Source organism: Acidovorax sp. 100, assembly GCF_003688355.1.
GTDB lineage: Bacteria > Pseudomonadota > Gammaproteobacteria > Burkholderiales > Burkholderiaceae_C > Acidovorax > Acidovorax delafieldii.
This window is the reverse complement of sequence record NZ_REFD01000001.1, coordinates 4,076,558-4,094,941: the sequence shown is the minus strand read 5'-3', so window position 1 is coordinate 4,094,941 and position 18,384 is coordinate 4,076,558. Positions and strand designations below refer to the sequence as shown.

General features: G+C 64.2%; 11 protein-coding genes, 2 tRNA genes and 1 riboswitch. Of the genes, 5 read left to right on the top strand and 8 right to left on the bottom strand.

Going from position 1 to position 18,384, the window contains the following annotated elements; all coding sequences use genetic code 11:
• The first annotated feature begins 123 nt into the window (after window positions 1-123).
• On the top strand, window positions 124-573 hold the full coding sequence (locus C8C96_RS18775) for a CBS domain-containing protein (RefSeq protein WP_015013536.1): 450 nt from the start codon (window positions 124-126) through the stop codon (window positions 571-573).
• Between the two features lie 63 nt (window positions 574-636).
• Here the strand turns inward: C8C96_RS18775 and C8C96_RS18770 are convergent, their stop codons facing one another.
• Together C8C96_RS18770 and C8C96_RS18765 are read right to left on the bottom strand one after the other, a co-directional pair.
• On the bottom strand, window positions 637-2,862 hold the full coding sequence (locus C8C96_RS18770; protein WP_121943274.1) for an EAL domain-containing protein: 2,226 nt from the start codon (window positions 2,860-2,862) through the stop codon (window positions 637-639).
• Between the two features lie 237 nt (window positions 2,863-3,099).
• Window positions 3,100-4,671, bottom strand: coding sequence for a caspase family protein (locus C8C96_RS18765; RefSeq protein WP_121943273.1), 1,572 nt, complete (start codon window positions 4,669-4,671; stop codon window positions 3,100-3,102).
• Window positions 4,672-4,789: 118 nt separating this feature from the next.
• Here C8C96_RS18765 and aroC point away from each other — a divergent pair, with 118 nt between their 5' ends.
• Both aroC and C8C96_RS18755 read left to right on the top strand, forming a co-directional pair.
• Window positions 4,790-5,887 carry a chorismate synthase gene (gene aroC / locus C8C96_RS18760; protein ID WP_056067164.1) on the top strand — a complete coding sequence of 366 codons (1,098 nt, stop codon included), beginning with the start codon at window positions 4,790-4,792 and terminating at the stop codon, window positions 5,885-5,887.
• Between the two features lie 36 nt (window positions 5,888-5,923).
• On the top strand, window positions 5,924-7,729 hold the full coding sequence (locus C8C96_RS18755; protein WP_121943272.1) for a bifunctional UDP-sugar hydrolase/5'-nucleotidase: 1,806 nt from the start codon (window positions 5,924-5,926) through the stop codon (window positions 7,727-7,729).
• A 47-nt stretch (window positions 7,730-7,776) separates the two neighbouring features.
• On the opposite strand, the gene C8C96_RS18750 is transcribed toward C8C96_RS18755, so the two are convergent.
• The 4 genes from C8C96_RS18750 to C8C96_RS18735 form a co-directional block, all read right to left on the bottom strand.
• Window positions 7,777-8,679 (bottom strand): DMT family transporter, encoded by a 903-nt coding sequence (locus C8C96_RS18750; RefSeq protein WP_121943271.1) that lies wholly within the window; start codon window positions 8,677-8,679, stop codon window positions 7,777-7,779.
• Window positions 8,680-8,934: 255 nt separating this feature from the next.
• A complete protein-coding gene (nrdR, locus tag C8C96_RS18745; protein WP_015013541.1) occupies window positions 8,935-9,384 on the bottom strand; it encodes a transcriptional regulator NrdR in 450 nt (149 codons plus the stop codon).
• Window positions 9,385-9,408: 24 nt separating this feature from the next.
• Complete coding sequence (gene glyA, locus C8C96_RS18740; protein ID WP_056067170.1) at window positions 9,409-10,653, bottom strand: serine hydroxymethyltransferase; 1,245 nt, start codon at window positions 10,651-10,653, stop codon at window positions 9,409-9,411.
• Window positions 10,654-10,688: 35 nt separating this feature from the next.
• Window positions 10,689-10,842, bottom strand: a riboswitch (ZMP/ZTP riboswitch).
• 84 nt (window positions 10,843-10,926) lie between these two features.
• The gene (locus C8C96_RS18735) at window positions 10,927-11,772 is read right to left on the bottom strand and encodes a lytic transglycosylase domain-containing protein (protein ID WP_056743637.1); all 846 of its coding nucleotides are present in this window, start codon (window positions 11,770-11,772) and stop codon (window positions 10,927-10,929) included.
• Between the two features lie 951 nt (window positions 11,773-12,723).
• Between C8C96_RS18735 and C8C96_RS18730 the strand changes: the two genes are divergently transcribed.
• A complete protein-coding gene (locus C8C96_RS18730) occupies window positions 12,724-15,504 on the top strand; it encodes a DUF349 domain-containing protein (RefSeq protein ID WP_121943270.1) in 2,781 nt (926 codons plus the stop codon).
• 150 nt (window positions 15,505-15,654) lie between these two features.
• On the opposite strand, the gene C8C96_RS18725 is transcribed toward C8C96_RS18730, so the two are convergent.
• Together C8C96_RS18725 and C8C96_RS18720 are read right to left on the bottom strand one after the other, a co-directional pair.
• A tRNA-Leu gene (locus C8C96_RS18725) sits at window positions 15,655-15,739 on the bottom strand.
• Between the two features lie 186 nt (window positions 15,740-15,925).
• Window positions 15,926-16,010 (bottom strand) — tRNA-Leu (locus C8C96_RS18720).
• A 19-nt stretch (window positions 16,011-16,029) separates the two neighbouring features.
• Between C8C96_RS18720 and rnr the strand changes: the two genes are divergently transcribed.
• Window positions 16,030-18,363, top strand: a complete 2,334-nt coding sequence (gene rnr, locus C8C96_RS18715; RefSeq protein WP_121943269.1) for a ribonuclease R — start codon at window positions 16,030-16,032, stop codon at window positions 18,361-18,363.
• Window positions 18,364-18,384 lie beyond the last annotated feature (21 nt).

Below are 18,384 nucleotides of genomic sequence, written 5' to 3'. Positions count from 1 at the left end.
TTGTGGGCTATATTTGCTGACAAACAGCCTGCAGCACCTGGGCAACCCCAGCGGATGTGCTGGTGTGTGCGGGCCCACACATACTCTTACCGATTCTTCCCGATCCCCCGGAGACTCCGCACCATGAAAGTCAGCGACATCCTTCGCGTCAAAGGCAACACCCTCTACACCGCATCGCCGGACGAGCCGCTGGCGGGTGCCGTGAGCCTGATGGCAGAGCGCGACATTGGCTCGCTGGTGGTGATGGAGCATGGCGACCTGGTGGGCATGCTCACCTTCCGCGAAGTGATCCAGGCGCTGGTCAAGAACGGCGGCAGCGTGGGCACGATGCTGGTGCGCACGGCCATGGACGATGCGCCCCTGACCTGCACGCTCGAAACCGACATGGACGAAGTGCGCCGCATGATGCTGGACCGCCACGCACGCTACATGCCCGTGATGGACCGCCGCATGCTGATGGGCGTGATCAGCTTCTATGACGTGGCCAAGGCCGTGGTGGACAGCCAGAACTTCGAGAACAAGATGCTCAAAGCCTACATCCGCGATTGGCCGGAAGAAGAACCCCGTACCTGAGGTTGTGGGCGGGGCGCGAGGCCCACGCCCCGGCGTGACGGCACAGATGTGCCTCTAGCCAAGTCAGCGATAGGGGCGAGGCGCCTGGGCGCAGAGCCAGGCCTCGATCTCATCGGGTGGTAGCGGCTTGCCGAATAGGTAGCCCTGCATGACCGGGCAGCCGTGAGCCTGCAGCCACTGCTGCTGGCCGGTGGTCTCCACCCCCTCGGCCACCACCACCATGCCCAGGCTGTGCGCAATGCTCAGCACCGACACCGTGAGGGCGCGCGCCGTGGCGCTGGTGGTGAGGTCCTGCACAAAAGCCATGTCGAGCTTGAGCTCGCTGATGGGCAAGCGGTGCAGGTAGCTCAGGCTGGAATAGCCGGTGCCGAAGTCATCCAGCGACAGCTTGAAGCCCTGGTGGTGCAGGGCCTCGATGTTCTGCAGCGTGACGGGCCGCGCATCCATCATCACGCTCTCCGTGATCTCCAGCAGCACATCGCTGGCGCGCAGGCCATGGCGCTGCAGCGCATCGCTGATCTCCTGCGCAAACTCCGGCCGGTGGAAGCTGCGGCCCGACAGGTTGATGGCCACGCAGGGCACGTCGTGGCCTGCAGCGCGCCAGGCCGCCAGCTGGCGGCAGGCTTCGTCCAGCAGCCACAGGGTCAGCTCATGGATCAGCCCGGCGTCCTCGGCCACGGGGATGAACTGCGACGGCGGCACCATGCCCCACTGCGGGTGGTTCCAGCGCGCCAGAGCCTCCACACCGTGCAAGGTGCCGGGGGAACTGCTGAGAACCTGCGGCTGGTAGTGCAGCGTGAGGCTGCGGTCGGACAGCGCCTGCTGCAGCGCGCGCTCCAGCGAGGCGCGCTCCTGGGCACGGCGGTTCATCTCGGCGCTGAAAAGCTGCAGGCTGTGGCGATGGTCGCTTTTGGCCTGGTGCATGGCCTGGTCGGCATGGCGCAGCAGGGTGTCGATGGTGTCTCCATCGTTCGGAAACATCGCAATGCCGATGCTCGCGTGGGGCACATGGGTCTGCCCGAAGATGTCCAGCGGCTGGGCAATGTCGTGCAGCACGCGGTGGGCACTTTGTACAGCCTGTTCGGTGGTGCATTCGGAGAGCAGCAGCACAAATTCGTCGCCCGACAGGCGCGCGATCAGGTCGCGCGCGCGCAGGCCTTGTGTGAGGCGCTGGGCCACCTCGCTCAGCAGCGCATCGCCTGCGGCGTGCCCCTGGGTGTCGTTGACCTGCTTGAACCGGTCCAGGTCCAGGAACAGCAGGGCGCCTGTGTGGCGCCCTCGCTGCAGGTCGGCCAGTGCGCGCTCCCCGCTGCTGCGAAACAAGGCCCGGTTGGGCAGCCCGGTCAGCACGTCAAAAAACGCGAGCTGGTGGATGCGCTCGTGCGTGCTGTTGCGTTCGATGGCCAGTGCGCACAGGTGCAGGCACACATCCACCAGGCGGCGGTGCAGTGCATCGGGTGCGCGGGGCTCGCGAAAATAAAACGCAAAGGTGCCGATCGGCTGGCCCCGGTGGTCGCGAATGGGACTGGACCAGCAGGCGCGCAAACCGCTGTCGGCAAACAGGTCGCGGTAGTCGTCCCAGAGTGGGTCTGTGGCCATGTCGGTGACCACCACGGGCGCGTTGCGGAAGGCCGCGGTGCCACACGACCCGGCCGTGGGGCCAATCGCCAGTTCGTCCAGCGCATGACTGATGGTGGGTGGCAGGCTGGGCGCCGCCAGCGGGCGCAGCCGGCCCTGGGCATCCACCGTCAGGATGGTGGCGGTGACCTCGGGCGCGATGCGTTCGACCTCGCGGCAGACCAGGGCCATCAGCTCGGGCAGGGGCAACTCGTTGACCATGCCCTCCAGCACATGCGTCTGCAGGACCTCGTGCATCTTGGTGAGCGTGATGTCGGTCAGGATCGAAATGCTGCCCCCCGGTCCGCCGGAGCTTTCGTCGGACGCATTGATCACCAAGGACACCCAGCGTGGTTGCCCCGTCTTGCTGTAAAGCAGGGTATCCGTGCGAAAACTGCCTTTGGTCAGCACATTGCCCCGGATGCTTTCGAGCAGGTCCGGATCGGAGTGGGGGCCGAGCAAGACCTCGCTCAGGTGCCTGCCCAGCACCTCGGCGGGCTGGTAGCCAAACAACCGCGTGAATCCTTCATTGATATACACCACACGCTTGGAGCTGTTGGTCATCACCACCGCGTTGTCGCTGGCGTCCAGTGCGCGGCGAAGGGGGGCGTCTGCCAGGGCCGCGGGCGCGGAGGTACAGGTCGGCGATGCTGGACCCGGAAGAGGCGGCATTAAAGCGGGCATGAATGTCCCAAAAATCGATGCTGGATGCTAGCAAGCACCCATGGCCCTGCCAAGCAGGATGTGTCCAACCGTCCTGCTTGTGAAGCTGTCCTTTTGCCGCACCACGTATTCGTGATGGGGGCGCGGAAGATCGGTTGTTCCAGAGGGCCTTGAACGCCGCGTGGATTTTTACGGACCATTCGGCAGTTGACCGGCAGGTACCTTTTCAGGAGCATGGAATCCGAACTACCGTGGCTTGTGGATGCGTACTACTTCCCGCGTCCAACTGTTGTCCCGTGTCATCCCGTTGTGCAAACTGACTTTGGCCCGTCGGACGTACTTTGCGATGGTTCCGCGGCTATCAACCCAATAGGTGACTTTTCCAGACAGCCCCCTGTATGACCGCAAGCTGGCCTCGATGCGGTAGGCGTACATCGTGCCCGCCGGCACGGTGATTTGTTCGTAGGCTGCCACTTTCATTTCCTGCTCTACCCATCCCACGTCGCCAATCGGCGTCTGGATGTTTTTGGGCATTGTTTCTTGCGACCGGCTGACCCATTTTTTTCCGATCTGAAACTCATCGGCGGGCAGTGACTGGAGGGGAGGGTCAAAGTCGATGCCCATGTCATTGCGGACGGTGCCCCCCGCGAGGGTCACGATTTGCTTGCCGTTGTTGATTTCGACGAGGCCATCCTTGATCGATGTGACACGGAGTGTTTCCCGGCGTGTCTCCAGGTTGGTGAGATAGTCCCGGTAAACGTACTCGATCTCGTCGCCGACCTGCACATCTCGCTGCACAGAGTGGCGCCCCTGTACGGGAGTTGCCGTGACCAAAGGCTGGGATATCTGGTTGAGCCGGCTCTGAGCGGCTTCACTGATCGCGCCAGAGGGGTAGGCTTGCAAAAATGCGTAGAAATCGTCCGGGTTGTGTGACTGCTTGATGCGGTCCCACTCCACTTTTTCGCGGAGAAATATCTGGTCGCGCTCTTCTGGCCGGGGCTTGGGCGGGGGCGCGACGGCAACCACCGAGCCTGCGCCCCGACCATCATTGAAGACAAAGTCTTCCTCCAGACTTGTGCTCTCCCATGGAATCTGGTTGCCACGGCTCTTTTGCCGTACCTGCAGGCGCACGCGTTTGAACACATCCTCGATGCGGGAGATGGGCTTGGCCATTTCCTGCAGCAGGTAACCTGTGTACAGGCCGTTCTCGCCTTCTCCATCGTCCGCGACATTGCCTGGCGCGGTGGCGTAGGCGAGAAACGTCCCTGGCACAGCATCGAGCTGCGCCAGCCCCTTGACAGACGCCGTACCTTCGAAGGGGTTGTTGCGGCAGGCATCGAGTACCAGGATATTGACGCGGTTGCCCGCCTGCTTGAAAGCGTTGATCACAGATTCCACATCGACCGCCTGTGCCACGACTTCAGTTTGGCTTCTAGGACGTGCGTCGACAGGCACCATGTAGTTGCGCCAGTCAATCTGGACTCCGTGCCCCGCGTAATACAGCATGCCCACGCCGCTCCTGCCGTGAAGCCGCTTGCGCGCATCTTCAATGGCCTCCGTCATCTGGCTGCGAGATCCATCGCGCAACTCAAGCACCTGGAAACCCAGCTTGCGCAGTTGTTCCGACATGGCCTTTGCATCATTGGCGGGATTCGACAGGGCTGCAGAACCAGAATAGGCCGAATTGCCTATCACCAAAGCAATGCGCACGTCCAGAGGTGCGTTGGCCTGCGCGGAGGCCGCCAGCGCCGCCAAGGCTAGCGACGCGCGTGCCAGAAGCCGTTTTGCGTACTGCGACGCTGCGAAGACTTGGATCAATGGTGGCCTCCCATCTTGCTCTCCGGTTCACTATATCGTTGGCTGGAGCATTCGCCAATTGGGAAAAGGGCTTGGCACTTCCGTCCTTGGTGCTGCGTGTCTGGAATAATCCCGCCCCATGAGCGGCAACACCATCGGTACCCTATTCGCAGTCACCAACTTTGGTGAATCCCACGGCCCGGCCATTGGCTGCGTGATCGACGGCTGCCCGCCCGGCATGCCGCTCACCGAGGCTGACATCCAGGCCGACTTGGACCGGCGCCGCCCTGGCACCAGCCGCCACGTCACGCAGCGCAACGAGCCCGACGCGGTGGAGATCCTCTCTGGCGTGTACGAGGGCAAGACCACCGGCACCCCCATCGCCCTGCTGATCCGCAACACCGACCAGCGCAGTAAGGACTACAGCAACATCGCCGAGAGCTTTCGCCCCGGCCATGCCGACTACACCTACTGGCACAAGTACGGCATCCGCGACCCACGCGGTGGCGGCCGCTCGTCGGCCCGCCTGACGGCGCCCACGGTGGCCGCAGGCGCCGTGGCCAAGAAGTGGTTGGCGCAGCAGTATGGCGCCCAGTTCCGCGCCTGCATGACGCAGCTGGGCGAGCTGCCCATCCCGTTCGAGAGCTGGGATCACGTACGCGCCAACCCCTTCTTTGCCCCCGTGGCCGACGTGCAGCAGTACGAGGACTACATGGACGCCCTGCGCAAGGCCGGTGACTCGTGCGGTGCCCGCATCCGTGTGCAGGCCACGGGCGTGCCGGTGGGCCTGGGCGAGCCGCTGTATGACAAGCTCGACGCCGACATCGCCCACGCGATGATGGGCTTGAATGCGGTGAAGGGCGTGGAGATTGGCGCGGGCTTTGCCAGCGTGGCCCACCGGGGCACCATGCACGGCGATTCGATGACGCCGCAGGGTTTTCGCACCAACAACGCCGGTGGCGTGCTGGGCGGCATCAGCACGGGGCAAGACCTGGAGGTGAGCATTGCGATCAAGCCCACCAGCTCCATCATCAGCCCGCGCGAGTCCATCGATATCCACGGCAAGAGCACCGAGGTGATCACCAAGGGCCGCCACGACCCCTGCGTGGGCATTCGCGCCGCGCCGATTGCCGAGGCGCTGCTGGCGCTGGTGGTGATGGAGCACGCCCTGCGTCACCGTGCCCAATGCGGCGATGTGGTGCCGCCTGTGCCGCCGATCCAGGCCTCGTTTCTGTAACACCAACTCCCACCGTCCCCAGGGCGGTGCCTCTGTATGAGCAACCGCTTGTTCCGGGCCTTTTACCGCAGGGCGCTGGCCGCCTTGGCGGTGCCGCTGTGGCTGGCTGGCTGTAGCGGCATTGCGTCCACCGCCCCTGCGGCGGGTAGCGCGCCGGCCCACATCGACATCACCCTCATCGGCTTCAACGACCTGCACGGCAACCTGGAGCCGCCCCACATGGCGCATCGGGTGCAGGGGCCCACAGGCCCGGTGCTGGCACCTGCCGGGGGCATGGCGTACTTCGCCAGTGCCATGGCCGCCCTCAAGGCCCAGTCGCCGCACCATGCGGTGGTGTCGGCGGGTGACATGGTGGGCGCCTCGCCGCTGGTGTCGTCGCTGTTCCTGGACGAGCCCACCATCGAGGCCGTCAACCGCATGCAGATCGACTTCAACGCGGTCGGCAACCACGAGTTTGACCGGGGCTGGCGAGAGCTACTGCGGCTGCAGAACGGTGGCTGCGAGAAATTCACCTCGCGCGAGCCTTGCCGCATCAGCAAACCTTTTGAAGGCGCCCAATTTGGCCTGCTGGCGGCCAACACGGTGCGTGAAGACGGGCGCACCCTGCTACCCGCCACGGGGCTCAAGCGGTTTACCGAAGGCGGTGTCACCGTCACCATGGGGTTTATCGGCCTCACGCTGCAAGCCACACCGACCATGGTCAGCCCGTCCGGGGTCGCTGGGCTGCGTTTTGAGGACGAGGCGGCCACGGCCAACGCGCTGATCCCTCAGCTCAAGGCCCAAGGCGCCGATGTGATTGTGGTGGCCATCCATGAAGGCGGGGGCACCACGGCGGGCGTGCAGGAGACCAGCTGCGCAGGTCTGTCGGGCGACATCGTGCCCATCTTGGAGCGCCTGGACCCGGCCGTGGATGTGGTGGTCTCGGGCCACACGCACCAGGCCTATGTGTGCGACTACAGCCGCGTGAACCCGGCCAAGCCGTTTTTGCTGACCAGCGCAGGCCAGTACGGCACGCTGCTCACCGACATCCAGCTGCGCGTGGATACGCAGACCCGCCGTGTGGTGAGCAAGACGGCGCGCAATGTGGTGGTGCAGGGCGAGGCCTTCACGGGCGCCCAGGGGCCGGTGCCGCTGACCACGGCCGTGCCGACGTTCCCTGCGGATCCCGGCGTGCAAAAGATCATCGACACCTACCGCGCTGCCGCCATTCCGCTGGCCCAGCGTCCAGTGGGGCAGGCCCAAGGGGCCATGCGCCGCCAGCCCAACGCGGCGCTGGAGAGCGTGCTGGGCAATCTGGTGGCGGACGCCCAGCTGCTGGCCACACGAGCGCCTGCGGATGGTGGTGCGCAGCTGTCCTTCATGAACCCGGGCGGCCTGCGCGCTGACCTGGTGCCGGATGAGCAAGGGCTGGTGCGTTACGGCCAGCTGTATGCGGTGCAGCCTTTTGGCAACCAGCTGGTGATCAAGACCTTCACGGGTGCGCAGATCCGCGCGGTGCTGGAGCAGCAGTTCGCCAGCGGTGGCAACACCGTGCAGCGGCCCCGGGTGCTGTCGGTGTCCAGCGGGTTCAGTTACCGCTACGACCTGAGCCAGCCCGCCGGGGCGCGCATCAGCCACATGGTGCTGAATGGTGCGCCAGTGACAGACATGCAGTCCGTGCGTGTGGTGATGAGCAGCTTTCTGGACAGCGGCGGTGACAACTTCACGGTGCTGACGCAAGGCCAGGACCGGCGCGTGGGTGAGCTGGACCTGGATGCGCTGGAGGCGTACTTCCGGCTGCAGAGCCCGGTGGCACCACCCGCTACCCACCGCATCACCCGCGTTGCGCCTGCCGCGCGCTGAGGAGCACCAAAGGCGTTGGGTGCACGCTGGGTGGGGGAGTCCGCCGCTTAGTCGTCTGTGCGGCGCAGCGCGCCCAGCCATTGCAGCGGGTTGAAGCCGGTGACCAGCCCGGTCGCCACCAGCACCAGCGCGCCGCCCCAGAGCATGCCCGGCCCCAGTGCCTCGCCCAGAAAGATATGGCCCCAGGCCACGCCGAACAGCGGGATCATGAAGGCGGAACTCATGGCGGCCACGGGCGAGACATGTTTGAGGACCCGCAGGTTGAGCCAGTAGGCGAGCCCCGAGGTCACGATGCCCATCACGGCTACGGCGGCCAGCGCCTCGGGAGTGAAACGTGCGGTGGGCAATGTCCAGGCCGCCCCGGGCAGCAGCAGCACCAGGGCAGCAGCGTGGATACCGGCCGCGATCGACAGCGGTGACATGCGGGTGGTCGCCCGCTTCATCCAGGTGAGAGACAGGCCGTAGCACGCCGCAGCGGTCACGCACGCGCCTGCCGCAAGCAGTACCGCCGAGGTGGGCGCCACAGGCCCCAGCTGCACGATCAGCGCCACCCCTGCAAAGCCGCAGAGGCAGCCCGCCCATTTGCGCGTGCTCAGCGTGTCTTCCTTCATCCAGGCGGCGGCGATCACGCCAAACGGCACGGCCATGGTGTTGAGCAGAGAGCTGTAGCCCGCAGGCAGGTGCAGTGCCGCCCAGGCGTACAGCAGAAAAGGCGCTGCCACCGTCAGCGCACCCAGCCCCAGCAGTTCCCGCCAGTGGCGCCAGGGCCAGGGCTCATCCACCCAGCGCATGATGCCGATCAGCGTGAGAGTGGCCAGCCCAATGCGCAGCGCGGCCATCACATTCGGACCCAGTACCGGGCTGGCGATGCGGATGAACAAAAAGGAAGCGCCCCACAGGGCAGACAGCAGCACCAGCTGCAGGAAATGGCGGGTTTTCACCGCGCGCATTGTCAGGCACCTGCGCAGTGCTTGCCGGAGTGTTGGATGGCAGTTTTGATGCAAAAACTGCTTGAAGCGCTAGTCCATCATGCTGTGATAGCTATCAAATTGGTAGCAATTGCAGAGTAGCTTGCGCGACATGCGCAGGAGCCATGGCCGAACCTGGGAGTGCGCAATGTGTGCCAACGGTGCCGCGCTCTGCATTGGCCAGACAAGGTAGCAGGGGCGGTCATCCGCGTGACGGCCACCCTGGGGCGCGCGTGACTACTTGCGCACCTCATCCACCATGGCGCGAAAGTCGTCGATGTCTTCAAAGCTGCGGTACACGCTGGCAAAGCGGATGTAAGCCACCTTGTCGAGCTTCTTGAGCTCGCGCATCACCAACTCACCAATGCGGCTGGAGATCACTTCGCGCTGGCCCAGGTTGAGCAGCTTTTCTTCGATGCGCTCGATGGCGCTGTCGATCTGGTCGGTGCTGACCGGGCGCTTGCGCAACGCCAGGTTGAAAGAGCCCAGCAGCTTGCTGCGGTCGTATTCAATGCGCCGACCGTCTTTTTTGACGATGGCCGGGAAGTTCACTTCCGGCCGCTCGTAGGTGGTGAAGCGCTTGTCGCACGCGCCGCACTGGCGGCGGCGGCGGATGAAGACCCCATCCTCAGACACCCGCGTTTCAACAACTTGCGTTTCGAGGTGGCTGCAGAAGGGGCACTTCATGGGCGCTGAGGACCGGCTTGTTGCTTAACGGTAGACCGGGAAACGAGCGGTCAGGGCGTTGACCTTGGCACGCACGGCGGCGATGTTGGCTTCGTCGCGGGGGTTGTCCAGCACATCGGCAATCAGGTTGGCCGTGATGCGGGCTTCTTCTTCCTTAAAGCCACGCGTCGTCATGGCGGGGGTGCCAATGCGCACGCCGCTGGTCACCATCGGCTTTTCAGGGTCGTTGGGGATCGCGTTCTTGTTGATGGTCATGTGGGCGGCGCCCAACACGGCCTCCGCTTCCTTGCCGGTAATGCCCTTGGCGCGCAGGTCCACCAGCATCACGTGGCTTTGCGTGCCGCCGGACACGATGCGCAGGCCGCGTGCGGTCAGCGTCTCCGCCACGACCTTGGCGTTCTTGGCCACTTGCTCCTGGTAGGCCTTGAACTCGGGCTGCAGCGCTTCCTTGAAGGCTACGGCCTTGGCAGCGATCACGTGCATCAGCGGGCCGCCTTGCAGGCCGGGGAAGATGGCGCTGTTGATGGCCTTCTCGTGCTGTGCCTTCATCAGGATGATGCCGCCACGGGGACCGCGCAGGCTCTTGTGCGTAGTGGATGTGACCACGTCGGCGTGGGGCACGGGGTTGGGGTATACACCGGCGGCAATCAGGCCGGCATAGTGGGCCATGTCCACCATGAAGATCGCGCCCACGTCCTTGGCTACCTTGGCAAAACGTGCGAAGTCAATGTGCAGGCTGTAGGCCGAGGCACCGGCGATGATCAGCTTGGGCTTGGTCTCGTGCGCCTTTTTCTCCATCGCTTCGTAGTCGATGGCTTCGTTGGCATCCAGACCATAGGACACCACGTTGAACCACTTGCCAGACATGTTCAGCGGCATGCCGTGCGTCAGGTGGCCGCCTTCGGCCAGGCTCATGCCCATGATGGTGTCGCCGGGCTTCAAGAAGGCCAGGAACACGGCCTCGTTGGCCGATGCGCCGCAGTGAGGCTGCACGTTGGCGGCTTCTGCGCCGAACAGCTGCTTGACCCGGTCGATGGCCAGTTGCTCGGCCACGTCCACATGCTCGCAGCCACCGTAGTAGCGCTTGCCGGGGTAGCCTTCTGCGTATTTGTTGGTCAGCTGGGTGCCCTGCGCCCACATCACGGCGGGGGAGGCGTAGTTCTCGCTGGCGATCAGCTCGATGTGGTGCTCTTGGCGCGCGTTCTCCGCCTGGATGGCAGCAAACAGCTCGGGGTCGGTTTGTTCGACAAGAATTTTGCGGTCGTACATGATTGGCAGTCCTATGAACTTGTGTCCCTTGAAACAAGGGCTGCCCAGGCGAACGGCTGAACGCATGGGGCAGGGCCCCTGCGGCACGCTTCCCAGTGGTTCACAAGAAGTAGGTTCTTGCTGGTTTCCACGTCAGCGGCAACATCCAGTGGCTGGATGCTGCGCCTATCGCCAGTCGCGTACCCCGTTAGTGTAGCCGACACGGCGCCGGTGCTGCACCGTCCGAACCGCTGGGCGCCAGGGTCGTTGCCTGGGTGCCGGGAGCCTGCAGGGTTACAGGCCAGGTGTCAGCAAAGCCACCTTGTCGCTGGCTGCTGCAGGGGCTGTGGTGCGGGGCACCGCTGCGGGGATGCTCTGCACGGGAGCCTGGGTAGACAAGGAGGGTGGAGGATTGAAAGGCACTGCGCGACCGCCGGCCACCTGGCGCAGGCGCAAATGTTCCGCCATCACCTTGGCGGCATAGCCTCCGTCGTCGGCCATGTTGCCTGCACCCACATAAAAGCGCAGGCCGCCTTCGAGCGAGCCAGCGCGAGCGATGCATTCCTGCAGCACCTTCACACCGACCCGCAGGTTGCTCACCGGGTCAAAGGCTGCAAAGTGACCGCCAAAGTTCTGGTACTTGTCTGTGTGCACGCGGGTCATCACCTGCATGAGCCCCTGTGCGCCCACGGCGCTTTCGGCAAACGGGTTGAAGCTCGACTCAATGGCCATGATGGCCAGGATCAGGGTGGGGTCGATCTTGGCGCGGGTACCAATCTCGTAGGCCTCGGCCACCAGAGCGCTCAGGGGCTCAGGCGCTACGCGGTACTTTTTGCTGAGCCAGAAGGCCACGGCTGCCTGCTCCTTGGGCAGGTCCTTGGGGTTCACCGCCGTAGCGCGCTCGCTGGCTTCCGGTTCGATGGGCATGCCCAGCATTTCAACCTGACGGGCTTGCAGCCAGTTCATCAGTTGCTCTTCACCAGCCTGGCGCAGATCCGGCCGTGCAGTGAGGGCAATGACGACAAAGGCAACGGCCAAGCCGATGAGGGCGAAGCTGTTGTGGGTGATTTCAAGAAAACCTTCGGTCACGTCGGCCGCGAAGGTTCGCACGCCGGAGACTATTTTTCCTGACGCTGTCATAGCTCTTCCTTTCTGAAGCGGGCCAGTGGAGCGGGGCAGTCGCGGGGGACTGTGCTTTGCTGGCAGATCGCCTGGATTGGTACGCCATCAAGTCCGGGCTGCACGTCTGTGGAGTGCTTGGCGCCCTGGGTTGACTTAGCCGGGTTCGGCAGCGATTGGGGTTTGTACTAGCCCTGTTTTTGGGGCTGGCGGATTCTAGAAGCTCACTAAATGCATAGTCAATACTAACAAAACTATTTTTAAGACATAAAAATTATGAAAAACATGTGAAAAATCACAGTTTTTGTGGGGTCAGGGGCTGTTCAGCGCTGTGGGTGGGCCGGTGGTGGCTGACATCTCCATGTCAAATTCAATCGGTCTTTTCTCCGCCATTGAGAATCCGATTTGAGTTGGCCGCGTGAGTTTGATAAGGTGGAGGCGCCTGTAGATTTCAGGCATCGCCAGACGAAGCGAAGTCTCCCTCCGAGGGCATTCAGTGCCAAGGTGCAGCAGATGCCGCTTCCATGGCAACCCCTGGAGGCAATACCTTGCCTCCTCGCCATGCGGACCTTTCTCTCCGCATCGCGACCGATGGCAAAGACCGTTGTGTCAGCCGTCAAGCCCGGCGGGCAGGCCCTTCAGGCACTGCTCGTCGGGCTTTCTTATTGGTGCTTCGCCTTGTGGGTGGGCGGCGCTGTCTTATATATAGATAATGGGGGCTGTTCCCTAGAGCGGCGACCCTTCGCCCGGAGTGTCGCGCGGCGTTCTCGCAGAGGTCCATCAGCGGGGCGGCCTGCCTCGCAAAGCCTTGTGCCAGATCACCTGGCTGGTGTGGACGATGCTCCCCGCCACGGCTTGTTGGCCCAATCCGGTGAAAATAGCCCTTTCGTTGCCCTGGCGTGCGCATGGTGCGGTCGCTCGGGCACGGCCCCAGGCCCTGCGCCAGGGATGCCTTCGTAATCCATTGGATCCATGTTTCCATTTTTTTCCCGCAGCAAAATGTCCGACGCACCTGAAGTGAATCTGGCCCCGGCCAAAACCCACGAGCCGCACCCGCTCGATGCGCTGACCGGCGGCGCTTTTTCTGCCGCTACGTCGGGTGAGCGCGCTTCCCGCATCCGTGACTGGCTGGCCACGCAGCCAGCGCCTGAGCAGCTGCAGGAGGTGTTCAAGGAGTTGAGCGGACGTGACAAGGGCGCAGCCCGCGCCGTGCGCGAACGGCTGGACGAAATCCGCCGTGCCAAGGGGCAAGAGGCTATTGCGGCCGAATGGGCGGACAAGGCCCAGGCACTGCTGGCGGCCCCCAAGCTCAATATTGCAGATGCCCTGGCCTGGCAGCGGGATGCCGCCAAGGCGGGTGCGCCTCTGTCGCGCGAGCCGCTGTCGCTGCTCAAGGTGCAGCTGGCGGACCGTGTGAAGGTCATTGAAGACCTGCAGCACCGCGTGCAGGTGCAGCGCGAGGCCGCTGTGCTGCTGGCGCAGCGCATTGAAGTGCTCTCCACCAAACCCTGGCGTGATGCCCATGCTGCGCTGGAGCTGCTGCGCGCCGATGTCGCGCGCTGGCAGGAGCAGGCCCAGGAGCTCACGGGCGATGCGAGCTGGGCGAGCGTCGAAGCGCGGTTCCCCCCTTTGCTGGATGCCTCTCGCACCCAGTTGCTGGTGGTGTGGGAGGCTTTTCAGCCCGCAGTCGCCCAGGCGGCTGCAGCGGCAGAAGATGTCTCCGCGCCCCTGCCTCCCGTGCCGGTGTGGGCGGACGAATTGCGCGCTGCCCGTGGCCTGCCCACGGAGGCCGCCGCCGCTGCGGCTGCTTCAGCAGCGGCCAGCAAGCCAGCCCGTGTCGCCAAACCCAAGGTGGCGCCAGAGGTGATCGAAAAAGCGCACCAACTGGTGCGCGATGCTTTGGCAACGCTCGAAAAAGAAACCGCTGAAGGCCATGGCAAGGCCAGCGCTGGCGCAGCGGCTGCGCTGCGCGCCGTGCTCAAGGTGCATGGCAAACACATTGACAATGCCCTGGAGCAGCAGGTGCACACGGCGCTGGTGGCTGCCGGTGAGCTGGAAGGCTGGCAACGCTGGAGTGCCGACCAGGTGCGTGAAGACCTGGTGGCCAAGGCCGAAGCGCTGCTCAACCGCCCCGAGGGCCAGGCCCTGGGTGGCCGCAAGATGCAGGAGACCCTGCGCAATCTGCGAGACCAGTGGAAGCAGGCAGACCAGGGTGGTGCGCCTAACCACGCCCTGTGGAAGAAGTTTGATGAAGCCTGCAACGCGGCGCACAAGGTGGTCGAGGCCTGGCTGGACAAGATCCGCGCTGAAGCGGCCGAGCACAAGGCTCAGCGCCTGGCGCTGATCGAGGAGGTCAAGGCCTGGGCGCAAGAACACGCTGCATCGGGCGACTGGAAGGCCATCAACCGCTCGCTGTATCAGTTCGGCGACCGCTGGCGCGAAGGCGGGCATGTGGGCGAGAAGATTTTTGCAGAGCTGCAGCCCCTGTGGAAACAGGCCATTGCCCTGGCCGCGGCCCCCCTGGAGGCCGCACAGAAGGAAAGCCTGGCGCGTCGCCACGCGATGATCGACGAGGCCACAGCCTTGGGCGCGGCACCCGCTTTGCGCATCGATGCCGTCAAGGCGTTGCAACAGCGCTGGCAGGCTGAGGCACAGACCGTGCCGCTAGACCGCAAGCACGAGCAAAAGCTGTGGGACGCTTTCCGAAAGCCCATTGACGAAGCGTTCAACCGCAAATCGGCGGATCGTGATCGTGCTGTCACCGAGCTGAGTGCGCGAGACCGCGTCGTGCTGGATGCCTCCAAGGCGCTGGAGGCTGCCAACGCCACGGGTGATGCGCAGCAGATCCGTGCTGCGATGCAGGCGCTGGAGGCTGCATTGCGCGGCCAGGCCCAGGCGGCTGAAGCGGTCGCCACGGCCAACAAGGATGCCCAGTCGCATGCTGAAGCGCAGACAAACGCTGCTCCGGCTGCTCCAGCTGCTACTGAAATTGGAGCGGAGGCCTCTGCCGAGGCTGCGGAGGGTGGTGACACCGCTGCAGCCGCGCCTGCGCCGGCACCTGCAGCCCCCAAGCCTGTCGCAAGACCTGTTGTGGCGGTGCGTGGGGATGACCGCCCTGGCATGAAGAAAGACGCTCCGGTGGCCCCCGGCCGTGGTGCGCGACCGGGTGACCGCCGCGATGGTCGTCCTGGCGACCGTGACGGTGCCCGCGGCCCACGCACTGATGGCCGCATGGGCGATCGCGCTGACCGGGGAGGTCGTTTTGGTGATCGTCCAGCCTTCGAGGACCGTGGCCCTCGCTTGGGGGACACGGCATTCCGTGCTCAGCGCGAGGCGATGGAGCACGCGCAGCTGGCTCTGAAGAAGTTGGCTGCACAGGCCCACGGCGAAGCCTTGACCCAGCTGTTGACCGCATGGGAAAAGCGCGATGCTGCGCTGGTCCCCGGCACGCAAGATTTGGGTTCGGGTGTGACGGCGTCGGTGCGCAGTGCCTGGACACAGGCATTGTCGGCTGCGCCCAAGGGCGATGCGGCAGAAGCGCTGCTGCGCCTTGAAATGGCGGCCGAGGCCCCAACGCCTGCCGAGCACATTGCTGCGCGGCGGATGTTGCAACTGCAGTTGCTGACGCGCCGCAACGACCCTGCGCCCACCCAGACCTGGGGTCAGGATGTGGCGCGCGTGCTGGCGAGCAATAGCGATGCGGCGAACGCACGCCGTTTGCAGAACGTGCTCAAGACGCTGCTGCGCAAGTAGTTGAAGGGCTGGGGCGCGCGCCGCGGCGCGTGTACTCTCAGGGCAGCAGACAGAACGAAAAACGAGACCGCTGGCGGTCTCGTTTTTTTCTTTGCTTTGATGGTTTGAAAACAAAAAAGCCGTTGCGGATGCAACGGCTTTTTATATGTTTGGTGCCCAGGAGAGGACTCGAACCTCCACGATGTTACTCGCTAGTACCTGAAACTAGTGCGTCTACCAATTCCGCCACCTGGGCTTTCAGATCAGCCTTGAATTATAGGACAAGAAATTCGGGCTTCTGAAGAGTTTTCAAAAAAATGTGCCGTCGGCTCAAAAATCTTTGGCCGCAGCAGAGCACGCAAAACATCTCAGCAAATAAAAAAGCCGCTGGGTGTACAGCGGCTTCGATATTTTGAAAACCAACGCTGGTTCTCGTTAAACTTGGTGCCCAGGAGAGGACTCGAACCTCCACGATGTTACTCGCTAGTACCTGAAACTAGTGCGTCTACCAATTCCGCCACCTGGGCATTTCAGGAAAGACTAAGATTGTATAACAAAAAATCCACCCCCGGCACGCAGCCAGCCACACATTTGTCGCAAGAGATCGAAGGCAGCGTGCAAGGGCACCGTGATGGACACGGTTTCGTCATCCGCGACGATGGCGAAGGCGACATCTATATTCCCCCGAACGAAATGCGCGCAGTCCTGCACAAGGACCGTGTGCGCGTGCGCATCGTGCGCCAGGACCGCCGTGGCCGTCCCGAAGGTCGCGTTGTGGAAATCATCGAACGTCCACCCCAGCCCATCATCGGCCGGCTGCTGCAGGAAAGTGGTGTGTGGCTCGTGGCTCCCGAAGACAAGCGCTATGGCCAGGATGTACTGATCCCCAAGGGCGCCACGGGCGCCGCGAAGCCCGGGCAGGTCGTGGTGGTTGAGCTGACAGAACCTCCGGCCCTGTTCGGCCAGCCTGTGGGGCGTATCACCGAAGTGCTCGGCGAAGTGGACGACCCTGGCATGGAGATTGAGATCGCGGTGCGCAAGTACGGCGTGCCACACGAGTTCTCTGCCGAGTGTCTCGCCCAGGCCAAGGAGCTGCCCGACAAGGTGCGCGCGCAGGACAAGAAACGCCGCGTGGACCTGACCGACGTGCCATTGGTCACCATCGACGGCGAAGACGCGCGCGACTTCGACGATGCCGTGTACTGCGAGCCCGCCAAGGTCGGCCGCAGCAAGGGCTGGCGTCTGCTGGTGGCGATTGCCGACGTGAGCCACTATGTGGAAACGGGCAGCGCCATCGACATCGATGCCTACGACCGTGCTACCAGCGTGTACTTTCCGCGCCGCGTGATCCCCATGCTGCCCGAGAAGCTCAGCAACGGGCTCTGCTCGCTCAACCCCGAGGTGGAGCGCCTGTGCATGGTCTGCGACATGCTGGTCACCGCCAAGGGCGAGGTGCACGCATACCAGTTCTATCCAGCCGTGATGTTCAGCCACGCGCGCTTCACGTACACCGAGGTCGCAGCCATCTTGGCCAATACGCGCGGCCCGGAAGCCAGCAAGCGCAAGGACCGCGTCAAGGACCTGCTCAACCTGCATGACGTATACCGCGCGCTGCTCATCGCGCGCCAGGCGCGCGGCGCCGTGGACTTCGAGACCACCGAGACGCAAATTGTGTGTGACGAAAACGGCCGCATCGAAAAGATCGTGCCGCGCACCCGCAACGACGCGCACAAGCTCATCGAGGAGGCCATGCTGGCCGCCAACGTGTGCAGCGCCGACTTCATTGCACAGGGTGGCCAGCCGGGCCTGTTCCGCGTGCACGAAGGCCCTACGCCCGAGAAGCAGGAGATCCTGCGCAACTACCTCAAGGCCATGGCTGTGGGCATGACGATTGGCGACGATCCCAAGCCGGGCGACTTCCAGGCGATTGCTACGGCGACCAAGGATCGGCCCGACGCACAGCAGATCCACACCATGCTGCTGCGCTCCATGCAGCAGGCCATCTACACGCCCATCAACAGCGGCCACTTCGGCCTGGCGTTCGATGCCTACACCCATTTCACCAGCCCCATTCGTCGGTATCCCGACTTGCTGGTGCATCGGGTCATCAAGGCCATCCTGAGCAAGACGAAGTACGCGCTGCCGTCCTTGCCCACACCCGGCGAAGCCCATGCCAAGCTGGCCAAACGGCTGGCGGCCCGCGTGGCTGCACCTGGCACCAAGCCACGCAAGGATGTGAAACCGCCAAGCCGCGATACCCAGGCCTGGGAGGCCGCCGGCCTGCACTGCAGTGCCAACGAGCGCCGCGCCGACGAGGCCAGCCGCGATGTGGAAGCCTGGCTCAAGTGCAAGTACATGCGCGAGCACCTGGGCGAGGAATACAGTGGCGTGGTCAGTGCTGCGACGAGCTTCGGCATCTTCGTGACGCTGGACGCGATGTACGTCGAGGGGCTGGTGCACATCACCGAATTGGGCGGCGAATACTTCAAGTTCGACGAGGCGCGCCAGGAGCTGCGCGGCGAGCGCACCGGTATCCGCTACGCCATCGGCGCGCGGGTGCGGGTGCAGGTGAGCCGGGTGGATCTGGACGGGCGCAAGATCGACTTCCGCCTGGTGCGCGAAGGCGAGGAGCTGCTGGGCCGCGCGCTCAAGGACAAGGGCGTGGGCACCGAGGGGACTGGTGGTGGCGCCCGCAAGGCGGGTGGTCGGTCCGGCGGACGCAAGGCCGACAAGGCCGCAGGTCCATCTGCCACCGAGCAGGCCGGCCTGACCCGCGAGCGGGCCGCGCGTTCGCCGATCCAGTCGCTCAAAGCATCGGTCAAGAAGGCGGTGGCGGGTAAGTCCAGCAAAGGCAAAGCGCGCAAGCCACGCCGCGGCTGAGGTCGTCGAGCTGGTGGGCCA